This is a genomic window from Bradyrhizobium sp. USDA 372 (assembly GCF_053629095.1).
On sequence record NZ_JBRJHR010000001.1, the window covers coordinates 2,051,258 to 2,075,445 of the forward strand.

The following is a 24,188-nucleotide window of genomic DNA, read 5'->3' on the forward strand; positions in this document are numbered from 1 at the left end:
CACCCCCAGAAGGCCGGACCGCGGCGTTCGGACAGACGCGACCCGCCGCCTCCTCATGACTCCTAGCCGGCAGGCTTGAGCTTGACGAGCATATAGCGCGAATTACCCCAGTTCGGCACCGGATTGGTGTAGGGATTTTCCGACGTGGGATATCCCGTCCAATAGGTCTGGTCCATCGCCGTGAAGACGTTGTACGCCATCAGCGGGATGGTCGGCATCTCCTTCACCGCGAGCTTGATGTAGTCCTTGCCGAGCTCGATCGATTTCGGATCGTCAAAGCCCACCATCCGGATGCTCTCGATGATCTTGTCAAGCACGGGGCTGGACCAGCGCTGCCAGTTGCGCAACGGTTGCGATTTGCCCGGCTCCGCGACGAACTGCGAATGCCAGCTGTCGAGGAAGTAGGACAGGTCGGGGTGGCCGCCCCAGGTCTCGACACTCCAGCCGATGAATGTGTCGAAATCGCCGGCCGCGCGCCGGGTCGGCAGCGTCCCCTGCGCCACATCGATCCGGGCGTCGATGCCCGCCTGTTTCCATAGCTGCACGATCATGCTGCCGGCCCGCGTCATCACCGGGCGTAGGTCGCCTTCGACCATCACGCGAACGGTGAAGGGCTTGCCATCCGGCGTGATCCAGGCGCCGCCGCGCTTGGTGAAACCAGCCCTCTCGAGCAGTTCCTGCGCGGCCTGCGGATCGACCTTCCACCAGCCCATGCCAAAGGCACGGGCGATCTCCGCGGGATCGGATGGTATCTGCTCGCCCATCGAAGGCCGCAGCATTTCGGCGATCTGCTTGCCGATGGTGGGATCGTACGGCTTGATCTTGCGCTTGCCGGTGTCGATCTCGAAACCCTTGAGCCATTCCTCTATCGGCTGATGGTACGTTGCCGGATGGGCGCCGGTTGGCGGCACGCCGATGGCGGATATGGTGGCGGCGCCACGGTAGGCCGCCATCGACACCGCCTTGATGTCGATCAACAGCGCGAGCGCCCATCGCACGTCGGGGTTCTTGAACAGCTCGTTCTGCGTGTTGAAGATCACCGCCGGGAGCGTCGGATCGGGATGGGCATAAGGAAATCCCTTGAACCATGCCCGTGTCACCTTGCTTTGCTTGGCGAGGGCAAACATGCCCTCGGGCGCGATATCATGGACCACATCGAGCTCGTGGTTGAGCTGGGCAATGACCCGCTTGTCTGGCGGGCCGGGATCGATATACGCGAGATATTTCGGCCCGGGCTTGCCGTAGCGGGCGAGCGTGGTGCGCTGCCAGTCGTCGCGCAATTGCCAGATGTACCATTTGCCGTCGGGATCGTAGCTGTACAGCACATAGGCGCCGAGCGAAGCCGGCTTGTTGAAATCGAACTTGGCCGGATCATCCGCCTTCTCGAAAACATGCTTGGGCAATATCCATACCGCGCCCCAGCGCACAGTGAAATTGGCATGGAAGCGCGAGTTGGGCTTCTTGAGCTTGAACACCACCGTATACGGGTCTGGCGCCTCGACGGATGCCACGTTACTCGCGAGCACCGCGCTGAAGCGCATTCCCGGATGCTTGATCTGGATCGTCACCGTCGCGACGACATCATCCGCGGTGAACTCAACACCGTCGCTCCAGAAGATGCCCTTGCGGAGCTTCGCCGTCATCTCGGTAAAATCGGCATTGTATTGGGGCTTGTCGGCGGCCAGCGAGTTGTCCCAAACGCCGTCCACACCGCTTTCGGGATCGATGTACCAGAGGGTATCGAGGGCGACCTGTTGCAGCCCGTTCGACTGCGATCCGGCGTTGATGGCCCAGATGTTGAACCATCCGGCGTTCTTGACGGTCCCTTCCGGGTTTTCAAGGATCAGCAGTTGCTTCCTAGGGATGTTCTGTAAAGTGCCCTGCGCGTGGCCCGGCGCCGCCAACAGCAATGCCACCATCACGAGAGCGCACGCAAGCAACCGAATTGCACGAAGGCAGCGCATCATCTTCCTCCCGGTGCAGCTTGGTTCGATACTTGTGCGACGAATGCTAAAGGCGGCAAAAACGAGTAACAACAGAAATCTTGCTCGGGGTGAAGGATCGGTTCCCTATGTTACGCGCATACGTCTGGTCAGCACGGCGGGGTCACAGCTCTGGCTGAGCAGCCTACGGCGTAGAGTGCGCAGCGACCTCGCATCGCGGTTTCGCAAGCGCCACGAGGTGCTCTCTGCTCCCGTTGAACGCCGGAGGACACGCGACCGCTGCCCGCGGCGTCGTCCTGCGCGCCCGTCTAAACGACCGGATGTTTTTGCACACCCCTGGGCATCACCGCGGTGCACGATCGAGAACATCTCTCCGGACACTGCACGGGCGAACCGAACTTCGTTGCGTTGAAGAAAGCGTACGGCACACGATACATCTACGCCGGGCTTGGTACATCGCTGGTCATCGGGCCCGACATAATTCCAACGTCCGGCGCGAGCGATCTCGCGACCTATCGTAGGCTCGCCAGTGGCAAAGACTGATTTCAAGTCAACAGGAGGACTCGGTGATGACGAATGTCCCTCTCGAGTACAGTACCGGCATGACCGCAACGGATCAAAGGCTGCCTTGGCCCGCTCGCATCGTCCTGTTCAGGTCACTTGCGCGAAGCAGACCTTTCGGCGCTTTGAGCTAAGGTCGGGCACGGGCCTGAAGCGACGGTCGTCAACCAGGGGACGATGCAAAGCATTCGCCCTTATGTTATTTCTGGCCGACGCAGGGGCCTAAAGTCGGGCAGGCATGCTATCGCTCGCTCCAGCTCTCTTGCGATTGCCTTGTAACGAGTGAGCGCCCGCGCATAGACATCGCGCTTGAGCTGGCTCCTTGCTGCCTGCTGAAGGCGCTCGCACTCGGCCATTTGCACGCGGAGCAGTTCCAGATGGGCCAGCATCTCTTTCATCGACAGGTAATCTATCCCACATCGGCTTCGGTTCAATAGCGAACGACGTTCGATTCATCTGAACGGAGGAATATTGCAGATGCGAACCATTCGGGGAGCTCAGCTCCTCCTCATCCATTCGTTTGATCCTCTGGCGCATCACGCAGTAACACTCACAAGCGACGTTCTCGAGCCGCGTTCGATGGACCTCCAACGCGCCGCGCCGCTCCGATATGATGCGGCCGATCGCCCGAAGTTTACGCATGGTTAGAGTCACGGTCGTTCGCCGCACTCCGAGAAGTTGTGCGAGCGCCGCCTGCGTCAATCCAATCTCGCTGCTCGCAACACGGTCATGTATCTCGACAACAATCGAGCCATACGGCATTCCACCGGGTGCACCGCGTTGCAGGCAGCCACATTCTGAAGCTGCAACAATTGAGTGCGGAGATGGAGGCGCAGAACACGCTTGATGGCGCCGCTTTGCTCATAGGCTTGTTGCAACCGTGGGACTCTGGAGCGCAGCTCCGGCCACATAGGCCGTTGCTGTGACTGGCGAGTGCGAAGGACTTAGAATAGAGAGAGCCCCGACCGCTCCTTCCGAGCCCATGAGAGTGGAAGCGACAATGTGTCCGTCCGACATCTCGACCAGGAACGCCAAGACCCCGCTGAGGGGAAAATAGACTTGTTTGAGCTCATCTCCGGTTCGCACGCGTACAGCATCAGATTCGAATCGGGAAGCTCGAGGTGAACCAGAAGCGAAGACCTGAAGCCGGCCGCCGTTCGGAGAGTACGAAATCTAGAAGGCGCCGGTCCGGGGAAGATCGTCCTTGAGAGCGCCGCGCCAGATCCGCGGCGAAGGCGCGGCTAAACGGTGGTGTAAACGGCGCTTATTTTGCCGTTTGCTTAAACCGCTAAGTGTTTGATTTATATGGTGGGCGCACCAGGGCTCGAACCTGGGACCCGCTGATTAAGAGTCCTCTCTGATTTGCAAGAAATCAATGACTTAGCTTCCAAAGATGGGAGAATCCCCAGAAGCAATATCAACGGGTTACGAGGCGATTTCTAAATGCGGCATCTCGGCCTGCAGTAGAGCGACCGCGCTCCAGGTCCTCCCTGGCTTGTGATGGGCTCGAAGTCGAAGAACCTTGAGCGTCACGGGTCGGCGCTGAAGTCGAGCTCACCTCCCCTGTGCGGCCCGCTATGCTTGTCGACTTCCGATGAGTTCCGCCACGATATCTCGGGCTGCGGCCCGCGCGGGGCTAATCGGAACCTCGTTTATCCCCCACTGCTCGGCCAACAATGAGAGATGTCGTCTCTGTCGGTGTTCATAGGATTCGATATCCCATCGCGGCAAAGCGATCAGTTCTTGTGCGCTGGCGTAGGTTGCCCGCTTTTTTCCCGCCGCCGTACTTCCCTGACCGGAGTAGATCTTCTTCTTGTCAGTAAAGGAGGCGTTCGAAGCGCTGGAATTTTTGCGGGAGGTCAACAGAACAAGATTGCCGATCGTGTCCGTTATCGCGCGTCGGCGCTCCTGGTCGAATTCAGTCCACTCGCCCTTTTCGGGATTTTGAGGTAGGATGTGCTCTACTGTCTTTTGACCATCCCAGACGACGGGTTGCTCGGCGAGAAGCCTGTCCAACCGTTCAAGTATGGCGCGCACGACCCTGACGGGAAACCGACTATAGATTGGGCCGCTTAATGCCAGCCATGCGTCCTCGTTCTCCTCTGCGGTCGGCGCCAGGCAAGCGTCAAGCGCCTCGTCTGGTCCGCGCAAGGCCCTAATGATCTCTGCATACCGGTTTAGCCGCTGCGTGTCGTATCGCCGGGCAAGCTGCATCATCCAGGCAAGCCCCTCGAGTTTCCTCAAGGCGAACACCAGCCGATCCGACGCTCCGAATTTCGTCGCTGCCGCGAGCGCCACGGGCATCCAGTCCCTGTTGGGCAGAAGACGAAGCCCGGAGAGCGCTTCCATGCAGTCTCGCCTTACATCGTCGGGGAAATCCTCCCCGTCGCCGTCCAGGATCTCGCCGATCCAACGCTTTGCTGGCGCGAGCTCGTCGTCCATGAATTTTTTGACCTCCGCGGAAGAAGCATTCTTGAATCGCTCTTCGTAAGCCTCGCTCAGGGAACGCCTGTTTTTGGTTTCCTCACGGATGAAGCGGAGGTTCTCTAGAAGCCCCTCGAATTCCTCGCGCCCCAAGTCGGCCTCAAATTCCCTCCACCGTGCCGCTTGATGCGGGATCTCCGCCGGCGCGAGCTTGCCAAGCAAGTCGGCCTTGATCACGTCCGCGTTCGACAGATCCAGACCGCGGTCGTTCAAAACCCTGAATATCCTCAGGGCTGCCGCTCGCGATTCCGTTGAAACGACTACGAGAACACACCGCCTCAGCAGGAACTTGACGAGCGACTGACGATCTGCGTCGTTCAACAATAAAACGCTCGTACGCAATTTGACTGCGTTTTCCCACATTAAGCGTTGAGCTTCGTTCTTCGGCTTGTGAGGTGGTTCGGTCTTGGCTGTGCCCCCGGGGAATTGGATTGCTTCTCGAAAGAAGACGCGATCTTCCACGTGCGCTATCACTCGCACGGCCTCGACCTGATCCATGAACGGGTTTGGTTCAATGTAGACAGCGGCCCCGAGCGCGTCGCGTTCCTGCTGTTCAGTCGCCGCGTCCCGCAACACCGCGGCGAGAATCGTCAATGTGGTGAGACGCTGCTGGCCATCCACGACCTGGCCTATGACTTGGCCAGTTGGCTTGATGAGGACAATGCTGCCCAGAAAGTATGGCTCTCCGTCACCCGACTGCATCGCCTCACGGAGGTCCTCGAACAGCTGCAAGGCATGCTCTGGAAGCCAGGCGTAGGGGCGTTGGTAGGGTGGTATTTCGTGGACGAAGGTATCGCCCAGGACATCAGCGACGGCGTGCTGATTGGCTGAAATCATCTAGTCCCCTCCCCGATCTTCGTCGACTTAAATACAACTTCAAGTTCGAAGTCCATCCCTCGGAATTCTTCCGTTGTACCAATGGCCAGGGTACCGAATTGTCTATGCTGCCGTAAAGTTGCCGGATCAGGGAGGTGTACCGATGGATACTGCATTGAAGGCGAAGATCCGTGCTGAACTGTTCCGTTGTGCCGTCGCGGGGGCCTTCCCGACTTACACGCAGTTTTTCAATCGGATCCATCCTGGCAAACAGATGGGCAATTTTCCGTACCAGACCCATTTCAACGAGATCGCGAAGGAGGAGCGTGATCTCGGATATCCGGACATCACTTTCCTCGTTAGAGGAGTGAACGGATTTCCGAACCAGATCGATTTCCGCGACGCTCGGAAGGGTCCCGACGACGATCAACTCCTAAGTCTGCGCGGTGGTACAGACAGGCTTATTGAACTCTACTGCCCGCCAAACACTCGGAATCCTTACTAACCTGCAGAGCGACTGGCTTACCTGAGGTGCCCATTCGCTCTACAGTCTCAAATGATGATGCCAATAATTCATTTTGGCCTAATCAACCCGCATGGCCGCGTCTATTCGTTGTCGGTAGGACCCATCAGGACGGGCATGGCGCGTACTTCGCTTTTCGAAACTTGCGCAACCTTTCGAAGAAGCATTTCGGCCGATCGGTCGAGATGTACTTGTCGACAAAATCCGATGCGGAATTGTCGCCCCCGTACACGTACTTGGCCGCCTGTTTTGCGACCTGGAGGTTCGTCGAGTGGATCAACTCCTTCTGTGGCTGCGCCTTGAACTTCTGTTCCATCTCAGCGCTGTTGACGGCTATGAACAGCTTGTCGGCCGCGATCGGCAGAGTCAGGTAGCAGTCCGCGGCGCCGAGCGCCCCCGACAGGAACAGTGGCCTGTCCGAGGAAAGGAGCGCGGGGGCCTCGGCCGCCAAGGTCACGACGAACCAGCGCATGGCGTTCAGCGACTGGCCCATCTTCGCGTGATCCATGACTTCAGGCAGGACGTTCATGGTCCACCGAGCCATGTGATCGGGATCCTTCTGTTCGATGAATTCCTCGAGCGTCGGTGGATCGTCGAGCTTTTTCGTCTTCGCATATTCCTGCCGGACACGCGGAAGGTCCCTTTCCCAATCGTCGTCCAATATCCCGGCCAGCGCCTCCACGTCTTCCGGCATCCGGGTCATCAACGAGATGAGGAACAAGGACCATGCCGATCTGTGCTTCGCGTCGGTATCTATCTTCGCGTCGCCCGTTTCGATCAGCCGAAGGGCTTCCGACGCGAGCGTGTCGACCGACTTCATGAAATCGTCTTCGACCTGCTGGGCGACGATCTTCGGGACACCCTTCTTTTCGTACAGCCGATCCTGAAAGCCGGTCTGGACGGGATGGATACGGCGATCGTAGATCGCTTTATGGGGGCGGCTGTACTCGCAGATCTTTTTGTCATCGCCCGAGCGCCAGCGATTCAGATAGAAGACCGGGATGTAGTGGTGCCGAATCGAGGCTTGAGGCTCCGGCAGAGGCGTTTCGAGCTTCACATTCAGACACTCGGCCTGCGTCGTCGCTGTGCACGGCCGGATGTAGTAGTGGCCACAGAAGCGACACTGAACGATCGGTCGGCGATGGCTCGCTTTGTCGGTCTCGCTCCCCACAATTTGCACCCTTGTCCCGCCCTGCCGGCGCACCGGCCCTACGCTTCCAAATCCTCGACCCCGCCGCGCGGGTCGACCAGCGCGATACGGATGCCGGCGGCCGCGCAGCGGGGCGCCAATTTGCGCCCTACCCGGCGCGTCACATCCGTAGCCGGCATGACGGCGACCTGGCGAGTGCCTGGCGCTTTCATCATCAGGCGTCCGACGATCTCGCAGAGCCCTTTGTCCAGCTTCGATAGTCGACCGGGATGTTGGGTCGAGATCGTGCCACCCTTGCACTCGGCTTCGATGGTCGTTCCGTTCGCATTTGCGGTGACATCGCTCAATCCGGACTGCGGATGGATGACTATCCGATGCCCCTCCGCATCTTCGAAAGTGCCGGCGAACGCGCTGCGGGCGTTTGCAATCTTTCGGAAGCCGCGTTTTTCGAGCCAGCCGGGGAAATCGATCTGCTGGGCATTTTGTCCGTCCGGATGGATCTTCACTTGGCGGACAGGCTCCGTCCGGAAAAGGTGCATGGCATAGGCCAGCATGACGGCGCCTTCGTAGAAGTGTCGGTCCGGCCGGTCGGCGGGAGCCCCGCCGGTTGGCGGTCGCTCGATGATGAGGTCATCGAAATCCATGTGGAGATCCGGGCAACGTGAAATTGTACGAGAACCTTATCTCCCGCAGGTAATGCGCGCCAGTCGACATGCTGGGGGCCGCTGATTTTTGAGAGGATACCGACTCGGATAGCCTGGCGTTGCTGGACTGAGAGACGGGACTGCGCGATGGCTGCCGATCCGAAATCGACCAGGAAGAGTAAGCGCCGGGGTAGGCCGACGACAGAGGAAATCGTCGACTACGTCGTCGGAATCGAAAGCTGGGATTTCAGCTACTGGCTGGCGCTGAACATGCTGCGGAATGCGCCCGATCCCTACCACGAGCACCGGCACGTCGAGATGAAGGGACGGCTGTTGCGGCCGACGGGCTTGCAAACCGCTCGGGTCGAAATATCGCTGTTTCCGTCGATTAGCCTGATGGAGGAGCGGCGAAAGGATCTCAAGCCGATCGCGGTCGGGTCGTTCGAAACCTATCCGGAAAGACTGCATGCGAGCGTGGGGATCCCCCACGACGCGCTGGCGTCGATCCTCCAGATGCTTGTCGCCGAGAGGTTCAGATTTGTCGTGCTCAGGGGCTCGAAATTCCGCTACCGCAGCGCTAGGCTGGTCAGCTTCAGCCTCAAGTCCAAACTCGGAGAGGACGAGGAGTTGGAGGAGGCGGTGGCGTCCGACGCTGAAGGATAGAGGAGCCGGACCACTCTGCATGTGATCCGGCCCCCTGCGTGTGAGCCGTCCGAGCCTGGTCCCGAGGCGGCAGTTTGTTCCGGACCGCTACAACTTCCAACGGAACGGATTCACGATCTGATCGATCTGGCGACCGATGACCCGCGGCGCCGAATTATGGCCACCGAGAACCCCCTTTTCGTTGCTGGGGTCGAGGAACCGGAGCCCCGAGCGAACCGCCGAGTTTTCTCCGCCCGCTACCGCGTTCAGAAGCTTGCGAAGTTCGGAATTGTCGCCTCCCAGGATACCCTGCTTGGCGATGTCCTTCGGGCTGATGCCCGTGACGGCCTTGAACACCTGGGTCACGATGTTCTTTTCGTCCTTGGCCGATTCGAAGTTGCCGCCGATCCAGCCGATCGGCGCGAGCACGACGCGGAGCACTTGGCTGCCGACGTCCTTCTTGCAGGAGCCGTCCAGTTCGGACTTGGCCTCTTCGAACTCGGCCTCGGTCTTGGCGCGGACCGCCGCCAACTCCTCCTTCGCCAGCTCCCGGTAGCTCTTGTTGATCAGGCCGTCGAGTTCGTCCGCCGGCAGCGAGCTCATCACGTCGGCGAACCACGCCTCGAAGGCCTTGTCCATGTCCGGGACGCCGAGCTTGCGCAGGGTCGGCGCGAACTCCGCGTCGAAGATCGGGCGGGCCTTCTCACGCTTGGCGTTCATCCACGCGGCGCGGAATTCGGGGCTGGCGACCAAGGTCGGGATGCTGCCTTCGAAGTCCGCAGCCCTCGCGCGCATCTGCTGGCGCTGGTCGACGAATTCGCTCCGGGCCTTGATGCAAGGATCGAGGAAGTCGAATGCGCCCGCCGCGAATACGGGGGATGCACCGAGGGTGGCCAGTCCCAGAACGAAGGCCGCGACAATGTTTCTCATGACCGAAATCCTTTCTGCCTGATGCAAGAGGTGGAAGGGACGGGTCGATGGACCCGCCCCCGACCGATCAGTGGACGCCCAGGGGTTTGCGGAAGATCGAGTTGCTGCCGCCGAACACGCCATGTGCCTCGATGTCCCGCCAGCTGATGCCGGCGACGGCGCGAAGGACCTTTGCCCCCTCGCCCGACTCGCGCATCGATGCCTTGATGTTGCCGTCGACGATCTTCACCGGCGCCGCGACGATGCGCATCAACTCGCCGTTCGGGCCGAACGGGCGCTCCGCGAGGAGCAGCTCGTGGACCACGACGCCGACGGCGGCGCAGCCCGCCGCGGCCGGCAGGGCCGAGAGGGCAGCCTTGCAGATGATGAGGCCATCGGCCCGTGCCGGCGCCATCGAGGCGATGACGGCGGCGGAAGCGATCGCCAGGGTGATTTTCGAATATTTCATGTCCGACGCTCCTTTTTTCGGAATCTAACGGTCGATCCCGATGGAGCGCATGATGCGCAGACGAGCCCGCGCGGCCTCGCGCAAAGTACCCGGAATTTTTACCTGCTATTTTTGGGGCAGCTTTTGCATCGCCTCGGAAAGCGTCTCGGACAGGTGAGCGCGCAACTCCTTTTCGAGCCGGGGCGTCGGAATCAGGTAGGTCTTCCGGTTGTCGCCCGCGCCCATATTCTGACGAATCTCATCGCTCAGTTCGGCGAACGAGCGCCTTTTGATCAGACCGGCATCTTCCGCCGCCTTGATGCGCGTATTCTTTGTCTTGTCGTCGGCCTTTTTCAGTCCTCTGATTTCGGACTTCGCCGTGGCGAGATTCATGGGATCCTTGCGCCAATAGGCCTCGACGATGCCGACAAGCAGGTACCAGAATTCCTGCGTGAAGAAGTCGTCCCCGTACTGCTTGAAATGATCGTCCCAGTTTTCGGCGTAGTCTCTCAGAAAATCGGCCCAATCCAGCAATATGTCGTCCGAAAAATTTGCCATTCCTATTCCCTGTTCAATACGCGACCCGGCTTTCGGCCTTCGAACACCGTCGATGAGCTGAATTCCAACGCGGCCGCTTCCTTAAGCTTCTGATCTGTCTTCGGCTGGCGCCGCTGCCGAGATCGCCTCGATCCGGCTTCCCCGCAGGCCGTGACCATATCACGACCGACTGGCGTCGCTTCATGCAGCGCAGCGACGCGAATGACTTGGCAGGGAGGGATCGAATTCGCGCGACAAGCGCCGCGCCGGTTGGCTCTCGACAGGCGCCTCAGGCTCGGCAAGAAAACCGCGTGAACGCGCTCAACGTCTGCAGCCGGGGCTCAACGTCCCGCAGGTAGATCTCGGCTTTGAGAAACGCGATCTCGTCGTCGACCGCAGTCTCGCAGAGGTCGACGTACCATGACCTCGGACGGCCGTCGCTTCCGTCGGACCAGCGGTAGCCACGGCGCTTCAACGAATCCTTGAGGTCGAACGGAGACTGCTCCGCCCAGACCCGCACGGTTTTCCTGCGGGCGGTCTCGAGGAGGAGTGCGAGCGCCGGCGCGGCAGTCGTCGGCAATTCGAGTGCGAGGATCTCCAGCAAAGCGTGGCAATCGTCGACAGCGCGGTGCGCCTGGTGAAAGTAGCCGGCGCCGTTCAGGAGGTAGCCGAGCCGCGAACCTTCGAAGCCGTGCTTTCTCCAATCGATCTCGGTCGTCGAGCATCCCCAGGCCTTCTTCTCGAAAACCGGCCAGTAGCGCTCCGAGAACTTCCTGTCGAAGCCTGCGTTGTGCGCGATGACGATCACCGCGTCGTCGACGAAGGCGGAGACGGCCGCCTCGTCGATCCTATACCCGGCCACCATGTCGTCGGTGATGCCGGTGATCGCGGTTATCTCGGGCGGGATCGGGATGGATGGCTCGTTGAAGGCGGAGAACGTCTCGCTGACGCCGGCGATTCGGCCGTCCGGCAGGTAGGCGAATTTGACCATACCGAGTTCGATGATCTCGTCCTTGGCATGATCGAGACCGGTTGTCTCGGTGTCCAGCAAAACACCGGTCTTGGTTGCCTGTCCGTCGACCGGTGTGAACTGGGTTCGCGGGACCAAGCGGCGCAGGACGCGGTAGTCTGACGACCGGGCGAGTGCCTCGGCCATCGCGGCGAGACCAATTGCGTCCTGAAACATCGTTTCTCGAAAGGTTGCAGCGGCGCCACACAATACTGGTCGCGCCGGCCACGAGGTATCGGAAAAAGGCGCGATTCACGGCCCTTTCGGGGATGTTGGTTCCTTTCGGCCCATGCTGCGGGCCGCATGAGCCGTGGCGCCGCAGCATGACTACTGTTCGGGATCTCGTCGGCGATCGGTATTCCTGGTCATCGTCACCCGACCCAGTGACGAAAGCCGTCTCGCGATCTCGTCCTTGTCGTCCATCGCCACCGCCGGTCTTGCAGGGCGCTCGGATCGACGACTTAAAACCGGTTCTGATCTTATCGGAGGCTTGGCGTTTTTTCCAGAGTCGTTGAACATGAGCGCCAGCAGGAAGCGGACGAGTCGGGGCGTCCACACATCTCCCGCTGCCGTTCGATGGCCCTCGGCATTCAGCCGTCTCGATACGTCGGGTGGTTTTCGGGTGTGCTCGCGGGCATAGGCCTTCACGATGGGTTCGAGCTTGGAGAACAAATCGCCCAGACCGACGGCATCCGAATTGAAGTGAATCATTTCCGCCTCGGTCATCGGGCCCCACAATTCCTGCTTATTCTTCTCGATCGGACGGACTAGGCGCCCCTTCGGCGGCGGCTCTTCCTTTGCCGGAGTCGCCGCCGGGACCGGATCCAGCGGCGGCTCCTTGGGGATGTCGACCGTGCCGCCGATCGTGAACGTGATCGGCCAGAGCGAGTCCTTGTGGACGAACGAAACCTGGTTACCCTTCATGTTGATGAAGTCGCCCGATTCAAGGATGGGGATTTCCGAGCGGCAGGAGAACTTGGTCGTTTCCCCTTCGCGTGAATCCAGAAACTCCGCCGTCACGCCGTTGTCGTCGCCCTCACGATCGACCGAGAGGACGACGAGCATGGTCCATTCGTCGGCGGCTCGTCGCCCGAATACCTTGTTGGTGAATAGGCCTGCCACGCTCGCAGCGGAAATCAGTTCCTGCATCGAACCGCGGGCTCGGCGAACGGGCATGCGGCTAGTCGGAACGTAGTCCCGAGGAATGTCCGTGCACGGGTGTTTCGGCCATGGAGGACCGAGGTCGTCGAAGAAGACCCGACTGCCGTGCTCGTTTGCGTAGAAGAACACGCCGACACCGCACACGGGGCACTTCGCGTTCGGATTTACGTAGCATCCGGAGATGGATCGCGCCGATGCAAGCTTCAGCTCCCGCACAGCGTCCCGGCGGCGCATGTCGGACTCCAGGTGGCGGCGTTCCGAGCCGGACATCCGTCCATAGTTCACGCACCAACCGCAGGTGCAGTCGGGATAATGGTTGAAGCCGGTCAACGACGCGCTCCTCTGGTCGGACGGCTAACGCCTCCGCCACACTGGCCGACCCGCTGCTGCGGCAGCGGTTCTGCGGTATGATGCACTATGGCAAAGAAGGCCGACGGTTTCGAATTGAAATTCACCCATCGCGGAAGTTGGATGGTCGAGCGGATCGCCGCCGGCCGAACCATCGACGTGATCCCGGTCGCCTGGGCACGCGACTTCCGGATCGATCCGTCGACCCGTAGGAAATTCCAGAAGGTGAACTACCAGGACGCGGGCGACATGGAAGCGCGCCTGCAGGATCCGGCGCCGCTCGTTTTCGCCCTGGCCGATGCCAAGGACTACGCGGTCGTCCCGCACTCGGTGAAGTCTTTCCAGGGCGTCTACAAAGGTACGGTGACCGGGCGGACCTTCTCCGACCGGAGTCTTGAAGTCGAAGTCCTGAGGCGGCTGAAAGCCGATTGACCTGCGACCTATACGCCCCGAAGCGCATCCGTCACGTCATGCAGTATCTGGTCGACGAGGTCGTCGTACTGCGAGATCAGCGCGACCGGACGGACCGGGACTTGAGGATAGCGCGCGTAATGGATGACGTGCAGTTCCGAAACGTGAGGCAGATCTTTGAGGATCTCCGGCCGTCTAATCAAACCGTAGGAGGTGGCGTACTCGTAGAGCGCATTTAGGTCGTGATTCCCGGGCTGCGGGCCTGCAGGTTGCGGAACGCCGCGCTCGCCGAACGAAACGATCGCGGCCTTCAGCGCAAGCTCGATCGCATGAAACAGTAGCGTATATTTCGGCCAGTTGGGGCGTCCGTTCTCGATATCGACGAGGGATGTCGCAACGCCCCGATACTGACGTGCGCGTGCAAGCAGCTCGTGCGAGGCGAATGGCAACGGTGGAACGCTGAAGGGTACCTGGTTCGTCATGCTCAGGTCTCCGGAGCGGCCTGGCGAGGGCGCTGCGCCAACTGTAGCAGCGTGGCGGCGGGTCGGCGATTAGCCTTCGCGCACTTACTGCAGCGCAGCCTACTCGCCAGATCGTGCACGAAGGTTGTCGGCGGATGGGACAGCGCAGCTAAGTCGACGTCTCGCTTGGTCTTGCATCTCGAGCATTCGATTTCGACCCATGGGTAGCCGCCGTTGATAGCTTGGTCGACGGTGGGCGATGGGTCGATGGGGCCGCCGTCCGCCCACATGCGCTCGTTCCAGGATTCGCACAGGAGCCGGTCGGCCTGCTTGATGAGCGCCTCCCCTTTCGCCCTGGCTTCGGCAGACTGCGCGGCGAGAATCGCGGTCATGGCGCGGGCGCGGCCGAGCTCCTTGGCGAGAGCCTTGCGGTCGCCTCCGGAGAGCGGGGTCGGGTGGTGCTTGGGCGCCATGGCCTTGCCGCCCCCGGTCTAATCGCCGTAGGACGGCCAGCAACCGTCTTCCTCATGGCGCCCGGTCCGCTGGTTGCAAGTGTTGTCCAGCAGCCGCTGTCCGACGACCTTCCAGACCGCATCCGGACCGTACAGTCTGACGGCGTCGACTTTCTGGATCTCGACGGTCCGGCCGCAGCGCCGACAGGCGATCCGCAGCAGGTGCCCGGACATCTGGCTCAGCCGCAGCAGGCGTCCGGAGCAACCCGGGTCCGAGCGGCCGCCGTCGGCACGGGGGTCTTCCAGAAGGGACCGCCAGTATTCCGCGGGCAGGTCGTCGTTCGGAGCCAAAGCGTGCGCGGGCGGCGCCTTCCTGGCGACGGCACGGGCCATGGCGTCCAGTTGCTTCCGGGTCGGCATACGCCAGCTGGCGGGAGGGTCGGTCATCCCATGACTAGAACATATCATGAACATTGGAGTCGAGGCATCTGAACGGTGGAAAACAGGGATTTTTCAGCCCGAGGCCTTGCGAAGTGATGCCGAGCCGCCTATCTCACGTCCAACACGTGAGGCTATAAATGATTGTGAATATGTGCGACCTAGGCGGCGGGCCCGTGCTCTCCGGGGCAACAACCGGACGAATGGTTCTCGCCGAGCTGCTCAAGAACACTGCGCGGGAGCCTCCGGCGGTCACGCCCGTGCTGCTGGACTTCGGCTGGGTCACGGTCGCGACTTCCAGCTTTCTACGGGAAAGCGTGTTGGCTTTCAGGGACGCGATCCGGAGTCGCCGCTCGAACTTCTACCCGGTGGTCGCCAACGTGAATCAGGACGTCCGCGAAGAACTGGAAGACCTCCTCGGCCGAAGCGGCGGCGTCCTAATGTCCTGCGTGGTGCAGGACGATGAGGTCGTCGAAGCCGCCCCCATCGGAGAACTCGACCCGAAGCAGCGGCTGACGTTCGACTTGGTGCAGCAGCGCCGTGAGACGGACGCCGGCGAACTAATGCGCGACTTCGCGGCCACGGACCCGGTCAAGAGTCCGACGGCCTGGAATAATCGTTTGGCGAACTTGGCAATGCTCGGTTTGGTTGCGGAGATCAGCCAAGGGCGATCGAAGCGCTACAAGCCTATTTTCGAAGGGGTTTGATTTATGGGCGCGGATTTTCAGCAGAAAGCGGCTCCGCAGTTCGAAAAGTGTTGGGACAAGGGTCGCCTGGACCTCGTCACTCAGGATCTCTTCAACCGCCTGCCCACGACGAAGTCGCGGGCGTTCGAGGCGGTTCTGCTGGGGGGCGCCCCAGTGAAGAAGGGCGACAGGATCACGATCGACAAGGTGGGACGCGGGCTCCTGGTGTCGCGCGGCCACACGGAGCTCGCTCTCAGCGAGGATGCACCCGCCGCGCTGGTGGCGGCAATCGAGGCGAATTGCGGCGTGGCGCAAGGCATCGTGGACGAGGTCCATGAGATGGCCAGGGTCGTGGAGATCTCCGTATGCATCGCCCGGCCGCAGTAGGCGCGCGAAAGCGCAATCGTTTCGAAACCCCCGAGCGCCGGCTCCGGCATGACCGGAATCTCCATCAGATGTCCATGGGGTGCGCCGGATGTGCGGAAAGGCCCCTCTGCGGTGGGCTCTCCATCGAGGCGGCCGTCTGGAGTTGTCTCAGCTTCTGCTGCGGCCAAACTGACAAATGCGACAGGGTTTGCCGAAGCAATCCCGACTACGCCTCCCGTGTTCACGAAGTCCACGGCTTCGAGCTCGATCTTCCGCCGGCGCCGCTCCTCCCCGCTCCAACGCTGCCACTCGTGGTTCCCGAGATCTTCCACGGGTCGAAGCGCAAGAGACATTTCGCGCCTGCCCTCGCGAGCGTCTCGCTCTATGGCATGTTCGACCGCAGGGAGGGTTTGCCGAAATACCGCACGCGCGCCGAACTCAGCGCGTACTACAAGATCTCGGCCGAGACGCCGCTTCTACTCACGGCGGTCCAGCGGGACCGCCCCCTGGAAAGGTGGTGGGAGCTCGGACGGGAGCGACGCAAGGTGATCATTCAGGCCGCCCTGGATTGCGGTGCGGTCCTGGCGACGACTCCAAACTACAGCCTGTTCGTGGACCGCCCGCGCTGGGACGATCTGCACGCGATGAAGCGCATCGCGATCGCGCACGGCGAATTCCTCGACGCCGGGATGCCGGCGGCGCTGCACGTCAACGGCAGGACCGACCGTGATTACGAACGGTGGGCGGAATTCATCCTCGCGCATCCGGAAGTGACACATCTCAGCTTCGAGTTCACGACGGGGACGGGCCGCCCCACCCGCCGCTCGCAACATGCGGCTTGGTTGTGCGAGGTGGCGAAGACGGTGGGCAGGCCGCTGCACCTTCTCGTCCGCGGCGGCGGCGACCTCCTGCCGGACCTGTGCGCGGCGTTCGCCGGCGTCACGTTCCTGGAGACCACCGCGTTCCTCAAGACCATGATGAGGTATCACGCGCTCAAGGGCGAGAAGGTGAGTTGGTGGCTCTACCCCACCGCCGCCAGGCAGCTGCTGGACGATTTGTTCGAAACCAACTGGGAGATCTCGCGAGACGCGATCGCCAAGATGATGCGTGGAGATCTGCCCCCGGCGCCGGCGGTCGCAGTTGCCTGAAACCGAAAGCCTGACGTTCGCAGCGCTCGACGGCATTGCATTCGCGGCCGCGCGAGGCCGGCTCGGCGCTTTACCAGAATACGCCGCCGGCGACCTCGGTCCCCTGATCGAGATGGTTCAGCTGGCGCGCACCGGCCTCCTGCCGCCGCCGAACTCGGCGCCGTGGCTACGTTTGAACGGGACCGAGACGGTGCTGCGTGCGGCCGCCGGCGGTTCCGAAAGATGGGCATCTCCGCACGGCAGCGGGTCCGGATTCCTCCGATGCGATGTAATGCAGACTGAGCCGATGCGATGGACATCGTTCAAGCTCGAAGCTCACAAAGCGGCACTTGCAGCGGGATTTCCCTCGCAGGCGGTCGGCCGTCTGATGGGCGCCATGGGAGAGATCGCGGACAACGTCCTAGAGCACTCCGAGTCCGCGTCGACGGGCTTCGTCGTGTTCGCCGGGCGCCCCGGATCATTCGAGTTCGCGGTCGCCGACGACGGGATAGGAGCGCTCGCCAGCCTCCGGTCAAATCCGGAGTACGCCCACCTGGCCGACGAGGGCGACGCGCTGCAATGCGCTCTGACCGACGGCGAGTCGCGATTCGGGAAGGCCGCGCAGCGTGGTACCGGGTTCAGCACGCTCTTCAAGAGCCTGGTGAACATGAACGCTACACTTCGATTCCGGTCGGGCGATCATGCCCTCGGCATGCAGGGCAAGTCGCCGACGCTGGTGAATGCTCACGTCGCCAGAAAGCCGCGGGCAGCGGGGTTCATGGTTTCGGTGCGCTGCGCGATCTGAGTCACACCTCTAGTAGGCGGCTACGCCTTCTCGACCTGCCGCCGCGTCCGGCGCGGCGATCTTTCGAAGGCTTGTGTGTTCTCCCGCGCAGGCTCCGAACATTGCCGGCATAGCAGGATGGAATTTCCCTGGTGTTTCAGAACGAGCGAGGTCAGCACGCCTGTCAGCTCAACCAATTTGGCGATCAAGTGAACGGAGCGGGAACGCACTTACGTTGGCCGGCGAACTAAGCGCAGCGGCCATGGCAACACTCTACGACGTGGCGGTGCATGGCATAAAGATCCAACGGATGGTTCGCTCAGTCAGACTCGCTCAGGCCAGCGGCGCTCGTCGACATAGGCCGGAGGGATGTCCGCAATCACTTCGTGAGAGCCGCGGACAGTGTCCTCACGGAAAAAGGTTCGCTTTGGTCCCAGCAATCGTCTCGATCAACAAGGCACGATCGAGAAAATTGTTGCGTGTTTCGCAACTCGTCTCCGGAACGAGCAAGCACGAATGACAGGCCGCACCAAGAAGAGCCCGCTCGTCACCCGTTATTGAGGGATCGTGATCAGCACAAATAGGATCGTTTGAACACAATCGGAGGCGATCGAGAGCGCTCACGAGAAGGCCGGGCATCCGGCTCGCGATTCCCGTCAAACCGCCCAGTGTGCCTTGGGCGCCAGAACTGGCAGTATAGATCAGAAGTCCAAATCGATCTGGCTGATGCACACCGTCACCAGCGATTGAGTAGACCCTCTCTTTCAGAGAACTCAATGGATAGCCGCAATCAAGTGAGATCTCCGCCATCAGCGCGTGAGCAAGCGAATGCAGCGCTACGTACGGTGCGCCGGAGAATTGCTGAGCCGCGTTGTATCGCGCCGCATAACTTTCAGCTCCGCGCCTGAGCACCTCGCCCCGCTCCTGGACGAACTTGCCCTGGATCCAATCGCGAATAGCTTTCGGTCGGATTTTGAGAAATACCCCCTCTCCGAGCTGTTCCATGGCCGGCAACCAATCCGCAGCTTCCGCCAGCGGAGCCCCATCGACCGCAAGACGAACATCTTCGAGAAGCTGCTCAGCGAAGGTGGGAGCCGGCTCTAGCCTTGTAAAGCCATAGAGGCACGTCACGGCGCGAAGCCGGTGGACTGCAACAACGGCCTCCAGAAGGGATTCCCCTCCTGTTGTCTTGCAGCGATCGAAGTCGATCTCCTGCACTGCTTCAGCAAACAATGGCTCGCGTGGACCATCAGTTCCGATCACGGCCTCGCCGCTTCCGAGCAGGTCAAACTCAGCGATCTTTGGGTCCTGTAACGCCTCGCGAACAACGGCCTCCCGCAACTGAACTATGCGGGCGTAAACCTCCTCATTGCTGAACCTACCTATGGAGGCGCCAATCTCCGGCACATTTTTCAAGACTCCAATGAACGCCGGATCGGTTGCTCCTTGCAAGCTCGTCCAATGTTTGCGGATGGATTGACTCAGAGCATCCTCATGGATGGGCAGCGAGATAATCGTAACTGTCTGCGGAAAATAGGTGTTCGTGGCGGAGCGAGACAGGAAGTGGAGCTGTTCCGTGCATCCCTGATCGGGATTGTCTAACCACGGTCGACTGCCCTTGCAAACTCCTAGGAACCCAGGCTTGAAGGCATCCGCGAGTGAAACGGAAGGCCGATCACACAAACAGCCGATTCTGATGTTCGCTGGGTCTGCACTTGTCCCCTGCTCTTCAATCCACATCGCCTCGCTGCATGGCACGCCACGGTGAACCAGCCATTTCCAATCGATATCCTGCAAATGCCCGTTCTTGCAGGCGCCTACGAATCGGATCGGTGTTACGTCTACTTTCTTGCCGTCATCTCGCTGGAATTTCTTCCTGCCGCCTGCCGCATCCAACTCGGTCCATCGGACCAGCCGCCGCCTTCTAGGGTTCCCGGTTACAGTGTCCGGTATGCCCTCGCAAGTAAACCAAGTTGGAAATACCCGCACCGCCACACCAGCAGGGTCCGTGTCCTGACGATTTTCGTTCGCTATTGGTGGTGTCCGCAGCTGAACTGGCTTGGCGGGATCCCAGCGCCCCGTTTGCGACAGAACCGCATGCAACAACGTTGTCAGGCGCGGTTCGTTGATCTGCATGAACGCAGCTCTGTTTACGTCCCAATGATCCAAGCCTCCGACTACGACCGAACGGGTCGGCAAATCCAGCATGGCTCCTGGACCGAATGCAGTGAACAGTTGGCTTAAGCTCTGTTTTGCCCGGCTCATGGTTCAATCGTCCACATCTTGCAGCGATCGTCCAAAGGGATCGCAAGTCTTGAGGAAAACGGAATGCTCAACGTCCCGCATTGATCGTGCAGCGATGAACTGCTGGTGGTCAGGGTCCAGAGTTTCCGACGCAACATCGAGCGGGTACTGCAATAGCCTGCGCTGCGCCCCACCCTCGTCATACGTGAATGGCGCGCCAGTCGATGTTTGGTCCGCAGCAACGTTGGCCCACAGATCGAATAGTTGGACGGCCCGAGCCTGCGCTCGCGCTATCGTATTCGCATCGACGCCTGCGGACAGTGCACGTCTTTGCAGGGTCGCAATGACCCTGTCGCGCACAGCGGGATAATTTGCGATCCGGCTTACAGCACCGGAAGGTGACAAGGACGGATCGAGGTGGCGAGCAGCAGCGACGATGACGGCGGCAAGCGCTCGATCGAGCGCCCGCGGCGCAAATGGGGTCACACTCGTAGCCTCTACGGCGCGATAGAAAGAGGCATGGAACGCGCGGAACTGCTCGTAGTGCGTCCGGTCTCGTGGTTTGTGCAAATTCAGCAGGGTCACCACCAGCCCTGGCTTGTTGCTCGAACGGCCGACGCGACTCGTTGCCTGAATGTATTCTGCGGCCGTCTTTGGCTGCCCCTGAACCAACATTAGTCCGAGCCGACCGATATCAAGGCCGACAGAGATCATGTTGGTCGCGAGCGCTACATCTACGCTCTCGTCATCCGTTTCTCCCGCAAGCTTCCTTACCGCGCGGCCTAGCCGTTCCTTCGCAAGAGCTACGTCGTCAGTGGAGACACGCGAAGTCAATTCAAGCGGAAGCCGCAACTGGCGATTTGCAAATGGAGCATCTTGAGGAGTCACGCGCCGACGTTTGTCTCCATAAGTAGCCGCATGTTCTCTGATTTCGTCCTCCACGATACGGCGAGCGCCGCCCAGCTCCCTCAGGGCATTGAAATAACATAGCGCCGTCAGATAGGGATCCGCAGGATCTTCAGTTCCCTGCGTCGGCGGCATGCTCAGCATGGCAGCTCCGGAAAGCAAGGTTTGCAAAGAGCGGAGGAATAGCAGTTTCGGGCCGCGGCCCTGGCTTGCCACCCCGAGATACAGCCGTGCCGGCTCCTGCGACGAGGGCACCGTCTTGGCAAAGAAGCTGTCGGTCCTATTGATACCCGGAGGCGGAAAGACCGCGGTCTTGGTACGATCAAACAGTGCGGCAATCTGCTTTTCCGCCCGCCGAACGGTCGCCGTCGACGCAACAATCTTGGGTCGGACTTCATTCGATCCTCCCGGACGGGAGGCAAGAAGATCGATGGCGGCTTCGTACAGGCCAGCTACTGTACCGAGAGGTCCTGAGATCAGATGCAACTCGTCCTGAATAATGAGATCCGGCGGGTCTAGCCGATGCCCATTTCCGAGCGGGCGCCCGCGGCCAGGAGCAGCCGCACCATAGAAGCCTTGGTCATCATATCGGTCGACATTCGCGAGAAATGCGCCACTCTCACCAACCCAAGGAAGCGCAGCGAACTTGTCCACGGTCGCAATTAGGAACGCTGGAAGCCGACGGTAGATTGGCTCGTCCACGACGATCACCGGCAACAGACGGTCCCGTGTGAACTCACATTCGGGGTTCTCGCATTTAAGAACAAGATTTTGGGGTGCCTGCTTGTTTGGTCGAAAGTGGAAGCTCTCCGGCTTGAATGGCTCTCCGCACCAGGGACAGGCTTTCAGAGGAACAGGCGATTTCTCGCTCTTAGGTTTCCGCTGATATCGATTAAGCCAGGTGGTCGCAGCATCCTTGTCACTCGAATTTTTCGGCCTAAGACGGTTAGGCGATGCGGCACCTCCGACCCACAAGCCGATCTCGATTGGCCAATCGCCGAGCTTGCCCTTCCCAAAGCCTTCCTTGGTTCGGAGCAATTCGAGAGCACACACGAGTCCAGCGGCACGGGAAAGCTGATCCAGCGTCAACAGCCGCAACGTGTACCGCATGATCACGCTGACACCGGCCCCAAGAATCCCAGGCCCGCGAATCCTCCGTAGTGCGATCGCGTAGGCTGCGAGGCCGAGGTAAGCCTCTGTCTTGCCGCCACCCGTTGGGAAGAACAGCAGATCCACGATCTCTCGCTCGGAGCTCGTCTTTTCGGTCATCCCCAACAGATTCAACAATACGAATGCTAGCTGAAAGGGGCGCCATCGAGGCGTTATGGAAGCAGGATCTTTCTTCTGGAGCGTTGACTCGCGCTGACGGTTCGCCATGGCTATGGCCGTGTTCATCAGCACGAATGCATCCCTGGCAAGCGCATCCCGTTTTAGAAGATCGATTCCCGCTGCAATTCGTTCTTGCGCAGTACCGACGTTACCGAGCAAGGCAGCTCCCAAAGCCCTACGGCGCGGAGCCAAATCAATTAGAAGACTTTCTTGGGCCTGACGCCAGCCGGCGTACAGCTGCGGAAGCGCATCGAGAGCCGCGGACAAAGCATCTGGCCCTTGTCTTCCGGCTAAGGCAAGCGCATCCATCCCGAACTCGACACCAATGATCTGCTCGTTAGGTGCAATGCGCTCCACTTCTTGCATGGGTAGGAAGTCGGTCCATGCAGTCGTTACCGCACTCGCTTTGCCATCGCGTAATGACTGCCAACCAGCGGAGGTGTTGCGTCCGACAGCGTACTCCTGCACGTCGCGATAGTGCAAATCCGCAAGCCGCAGATCCCAATCATCAGAGCTGTAGGTCGAATGATCATGGCGCGGGCAAATTCCCTGCTCACATTGCAGTTCGATCCGTGCCTGGAAGGCGTATGCGACGTCGGTGTACGGCGCCCTGGCTCGCTTACGCCGATTGACCAAGAACACGGTGACCACTCGATGCCGCTCAGTGATTCCATCGGGCGTTGTCTGCTCAAGAGTCCTCTGGTGAACGGCAATTTCGAGTCCACCACCTGGACGCTGCGATGCTCCGCTGCCGGCAATCGGGATGCCCGATTGATTGCGCGTCACATCGATCTTCAGCTTGGTTTCTCCGGGGATTCGCACCCAGTGAAGCTTCTCTGGCTTCTCAGGCTTCTTGCCGTCTGGCTCGACTTCTGGAAGGAGCAATGCCTCGGGAAGAGGCGGCTCAGTTCGATAGTCTCCCCAATTCACGCGAACGGTCACATCGTGGACAGCTTCCGGAAGGATAACCGTCAAGCCTATCGAGGATGGCAAGAAACGATCGCGCGGCGGCTGATCCGCGGATTCGTTCTCGTCCTCGTCTCCTCGTGGAGCAGAGTCGAGGGTTTCGAGGCTGAGAAGCTCGTCTCCGGACTTCTCAGCAGTCTCGTCTTCGTCTTGCTTGCTCGGAGCGGTGCCGTCATAGGAAGGCACAAGGAAGCCCCCGACGTACCAGCGCGACGGCTTCTCATCCAGAACCTCTCGCGCAAGGTCCGCATCCAGGTCGGGATGTGGACCAATAAGGTCGCGTCGCACGATATCGATCAGCTGCCCTCGCACGTCTACGGAAGTGGTCACGACTTCTTTCCTTCCAATAACACCAACTGTGCGAGAGCTTGTTGCAACCATTTCTCAGTATAGGGCTGTCCAAGCGCCACGCGCGGCCGATGGCCGACGTCACCAAGGAGCTTTTCGAGCGAAACAAGCCGATCGCGAAAGCCTAGCCGGATGCCCACGCGAAGGCTTGCCTTGTCCGGTCCACAAAGGACCCACTCGTCCGAGCGTGTGATGGCATGAGCCCAGAGCATCTGCTCGCCAGCATCCAAGAATCTCACCTGGTCATCCCTCAGCAGCGCTGCGGCTCGCTGGACATCGGTCACCGCGTGTATTGTCTGAATCGTCTCTCGCAGAACCCTGCGATCAATCTGCTCCTCTCGCTTGCGCCGCTGCAGGCCCGTTTGCGTTTCGATCTCGCACATCTCGACCGTCTCAACAGCGTACCCGCTCGTTAAAGCCTTCCAGGCGGATACACGCCAACACTCAATGATGACGTTGGTGTCCGTCAGAACTGGGCCGCGATGACGGGACATT

At 60.6% G+C, this 24,188-nt stretch carries 23 protein-coding genes; 7 read left to right on the forward strand and 16 right to left on the reverse strand.

Annotated features, from left to right (window positions below; translation table 11 throughout):
- Positions 1-62: 62 nt before the first annotated feature.
- From AB7M16_RS09970 to AB7M16_RS09980, 3 genes are all read right to left on the reverse strand, one after another.
- On the reverse strand, positions 63-1,964 hold the full coding sequence (locus AB7M16_RS09970; RefSeq protein ID WP_439402906.1) for an ABC transporter substrate-binding protein: 1,902 nt from the start codon (positions 1,962-1,964) through the stop codon (positions 63-65).
- Between the two features lie 762 nt (positions 1,965-2,726).
- Positions 2,727-3,266, reverse strand: coding sequence for a helix-turn-helix domain-containing protein (locus AB7M16_RS09975; RefSeq protein ID WP_453943785.1), 540 nt, complete (start codon positions 3,264-3,266; stop codon positions 2,727-2,729).
- Positions 3,267-4,079: 813 nt separating this feature from the next.
- A complete protein-coding gene (locus AB7M16_RS09980; RefSeq protein ID WP_453943786.1) occupies positions 4,080-5,825 on the reverse strand; it encodes a DUF262 domain-containing protein in 1,746 nt (581 codons plus the stop codon).
- Positions 5,826-5,967: 142 nt separating this feature from the next.
- On the opposite strand from AB7M16_RS09980, the gene AB7M16_RS09985 reads away from it, so the two are divergent.
- Positions 5,968-6,309: a hypothetical protein gene (locus AB7M16_RS09985; protein WP_453943787.1), complete on the forward strand. Its 342-nt coding sequence runs from the start codon at positions 5,968-5,970 to the stop codon at positions 6,307-6,309.
- 124 nt (positions 6,310-6,433) lie between these two features.
- On the opposite strand, the gene AB7M16_RS09990 is transcribed toward AB7M16_RS09985, so the two are convergent.
- Both AB7M16_RS09990 and AB7M16_RS09995 read right to left on the reverse strand, forming a co-directional pair.
- Entirely contained in the window at positions 6,434-7,384 is a 951-nt protein-coding gene (locus tag AB7M16_RS09990) for a DUF4238 domain-containing protein (RefSeq protein WP_453943788.1), read from the reverse strand.
- A gap of 152 nt (positions 7,385-7,536) precedes the next feature.
- A complete protein-coding gene (locus tag AB7M16_RS09995; RefSeq protein ID WP_453943789.1) occupies positions 7,537-8,121 on the reverse strand; it encodes a hypothetical protein in 585 nt (194 codons plus the stop codon).
- Positions 8,122-8,268: 147 nt separating this feature from the next.
- On the opposite strand from AB7M16_RS09995, the gene AB7M16_RS10000 reads away from it, so the two are divergent.
- On the forward strand, positions 8,269-8,784 hold the full coding sequence (locus tag AB7M16_RS10000; protein ID WP_453943790.1) for a hypothetical protein: 516 nt from the start codon (positions 8,269-8,271) through the stop codon (positions 8,782-8,784).
- 87 nt (positions 8,785-8,871) lie between these two features.
- Here the strand turns inward: AB7M16_RS10000 and AB7M16_RS10005 are convergent, their stop codons facing one another.
- The 5 genes from AB7M16_RS10005 to AB7M16_RS10025 form a co-directional block, all read right to left on the reverse strand.
- A complete protein-coding gene (locus AB7M16_RS10005; protein ID WP_453943791.1) occupies positions 8,872-9,720 on the reverse strand; it encodes a hypothetical protein in 849 nt (282 codons plus the stop codon).
- A gap of 40 nt (positions 9,721-9,760) precedes the next feature.
- Positions 9,761-10,141 carry a hypothetical protein gene (locus tag AB7M16_RS10010; protein ID WP_453943792.1) on the reverse strand — a complete coding sequence of 127 codons (381 nt, stop codon included), beginning with the start codon at positions 10,139-10,141 and terminating at the stop codon, positions 9,761-9,763.
- Positions 10,142-10,246: 105 nt separating this feature from the next.
- Positions 10,247-10,678, reverse strand: a complete 432-nt coding sequence (locus AB7M16_RS10015) for a hypothetical protein (protein ID WP_453943793.1) — start codon at positions 10,676-10,678, stop codon at positions 10,247-10,249.
- 268 nt (positions 10,679-10,946) lie between these two features.
- Entirely contained in the window at positions 10,947-11,843 is an 897-nt protein-coding gene (locus tag AB7M16_RS10020; protein ID WP_453947151.1) for a 3'-5' exonuclease, read from the reverse strand.
- 150 nt (positions 11,844-11,993) lie between these two features.
- Complete coding sequence (locus AB7M16_RS10025) at positions 11,994-13,157, reverse strand: hypothetical protein (RefSeq protein WP_453943794.1); 1,164 nt, start codon at positions 13,155-13,157, stop codon at positions 11,994-11,996.
- 87 nt (positions 13,158-13,244) lie between these two features.
- Here AB7M16_RS10025 and AB7M16_RS10030 point away from each other — a divergent pair, with 87 nt between their 5' ends.
- Positions 13,245-13,607: a hypothetical protein gene (locus AB7M16_RS10030; RefSeq protein WP_453943795.1), complete on the forward strand. Its 363-nt coding sequence runs from the start codon at positions 13,245-13,247 to the stop codon at positions 13,605-13,607.
- An 8-nt stretch (positions 13,608-13,615) separates the two neighbouring features.
- Here the strand turns inward: AB7M16_RS10030 and AB7M16_RS10035 are convergent, their stop codons facing one another.
- The 3 genes from AB7M16_RS10035 to AB7M16_RS10045 are packed head-to-tail and all read right to left on the reverse strand — an operon-like array spanning position 13,616 to position 14,946.
- Complete coding sequence (locus AB7M16_RS10035; protein ID WP_453943796.1) at positions 13,616-14,068, reverse strand: hypothetical protein; 453 nt, start codon at positions 14,066-14,068, stop codon at positions 13,616-13,618.
- A 2-nt stretch (positions 14,069-14,070) separates the two neighbouring features.
- On the reverse strand, positions 14,071-14,520 hold the full coding sequence (locus tag AB7M16_RS10040; RefSeq protein ID WP_453943797.1) for a hypothetical protein: 450 nt from the start codon (positions 14,518-14,520) through the stop codon (positions 14,071-14,073).
- A gap of 18 nt (positions 14,521-14,538) precedes the next feature.
- A complete protein-coding gene (locus tag AB7M16_RS10045) occupies positions 14,539-14,946 on the reverse strand; it encodes a hypothetical protein (protein WP_453943798.1) in 408 nt (135 codons plus the stop codon).
- Between the two features lie 131 nt (positions 14,947-15,077).
- Here AB7M16_RS10045 and AB7M16_RS10050 point away from each other — a divergent pair, with 131 nt between their 5' ends.
- The 4 genes from AB7M16_RS10050 to AB7M16_RS10065 all read left to right on the forward strand — a co-directional run bounded on the left by AB7M16_RS10050 (position 15,078) and on the right by AB7M16_RS10065 (position 17,921).
- Positions 15,078-15,644 (forward strand): hypothetical protein, encoded by a 567-nt coding sequence (locus AB7M16_RS10050; RefSeq protein WP_453943799.1) that lies wholly within the window; start codon positions 15,078-15,080, stop codon positions 15,642-15,644.
- A gap of 3 nt (positions 15,645-15,647) precedes the next feature.
- Positions 15,648-16,010, forward strand: a complete 363-nt coding sequence (locus AB7M16_RS10055) for a hypothetical protein (RefSeq protein WP_453943800.1) — start codon at positions 15,648-15,650, stop codon at positions 16,008-16,010.
- Positions 16,011-16,300: 290 nt separating this feature from the next.
- Complete coding sequence (locus AB7M16_RS10060; protein WP_453943801.1) at positions 16,301-17,137, forward strand: hypothetical protein; 837 nt, start codon at positions 16,301-16,303, stop codon at positions 17,135-17,137.
- The gene (locus tag AB7M16_RS10065) at positions 17,130-17,921 is read left to right on the forward strand and encodes a hypothetical protein (RefSeq protein WP_453943802.1); all 792 of its coding nucleotides are present in this window, start codon (positions 17,130-17,132) and stop codon (positions 17,919-17,921) included. Before AB7M16_RS10060 ends, AB7M16_RS10065 begins: the two co-directional genes overlap by 8 nt.
- A 387-nt stretch (positions 17,922-18,308) precedes the next feature.
- Here the strand turns inward: AB7M16_RS10065 and drmB are convergent, their stop codons facing one another.
- From drmB to AB7M16_RS10080, 3 genes are read right to left on the reverse strand one after another with little or no spacing between them, the layout of a single operon-like run.
- Positions 18,309-20,165 (reverse strand): DrmB family protein, encoded by a 1,857-nt coding sequence (gene drmB / locus AB7M16_RS10070; RefSeq protein WP_453943803.1) that lies wholly within the window; start codon positions 20,163-20,165, stop codon positions 18,309-18,311.
- A gap of 3 nt (positions 20,166-20,168) precedes the next feature.
- Positions 20,169-23,675 (reverse strand): DISARM system helicase DrmA, encoded by a 3,507-nt coding sequence (gene drmA, locus AB7M16_RS10075; protein ID WP_453943804.1) that lies wholly within the window; start codon positions 23,673-23,675, stop codon positions 20,169-20,171.
- The gene (locus tag AB7M16_RS10080; protein ID WP_453943805.1) at positions 23,672-24,187 is read right to left on the reverse strand and encodes a hypothetical protein; all 516 of its coding nucleotides are present in this window, start codon (positions 24,185-24,187) and stop codon (positions 23,672-23,674) included. Before AB7M16_RS10080 ends, drmA begins: the two co-directional genes overlap by 4 nt.
- Position 24,188 lies beyond the last annotated feature (1 nt).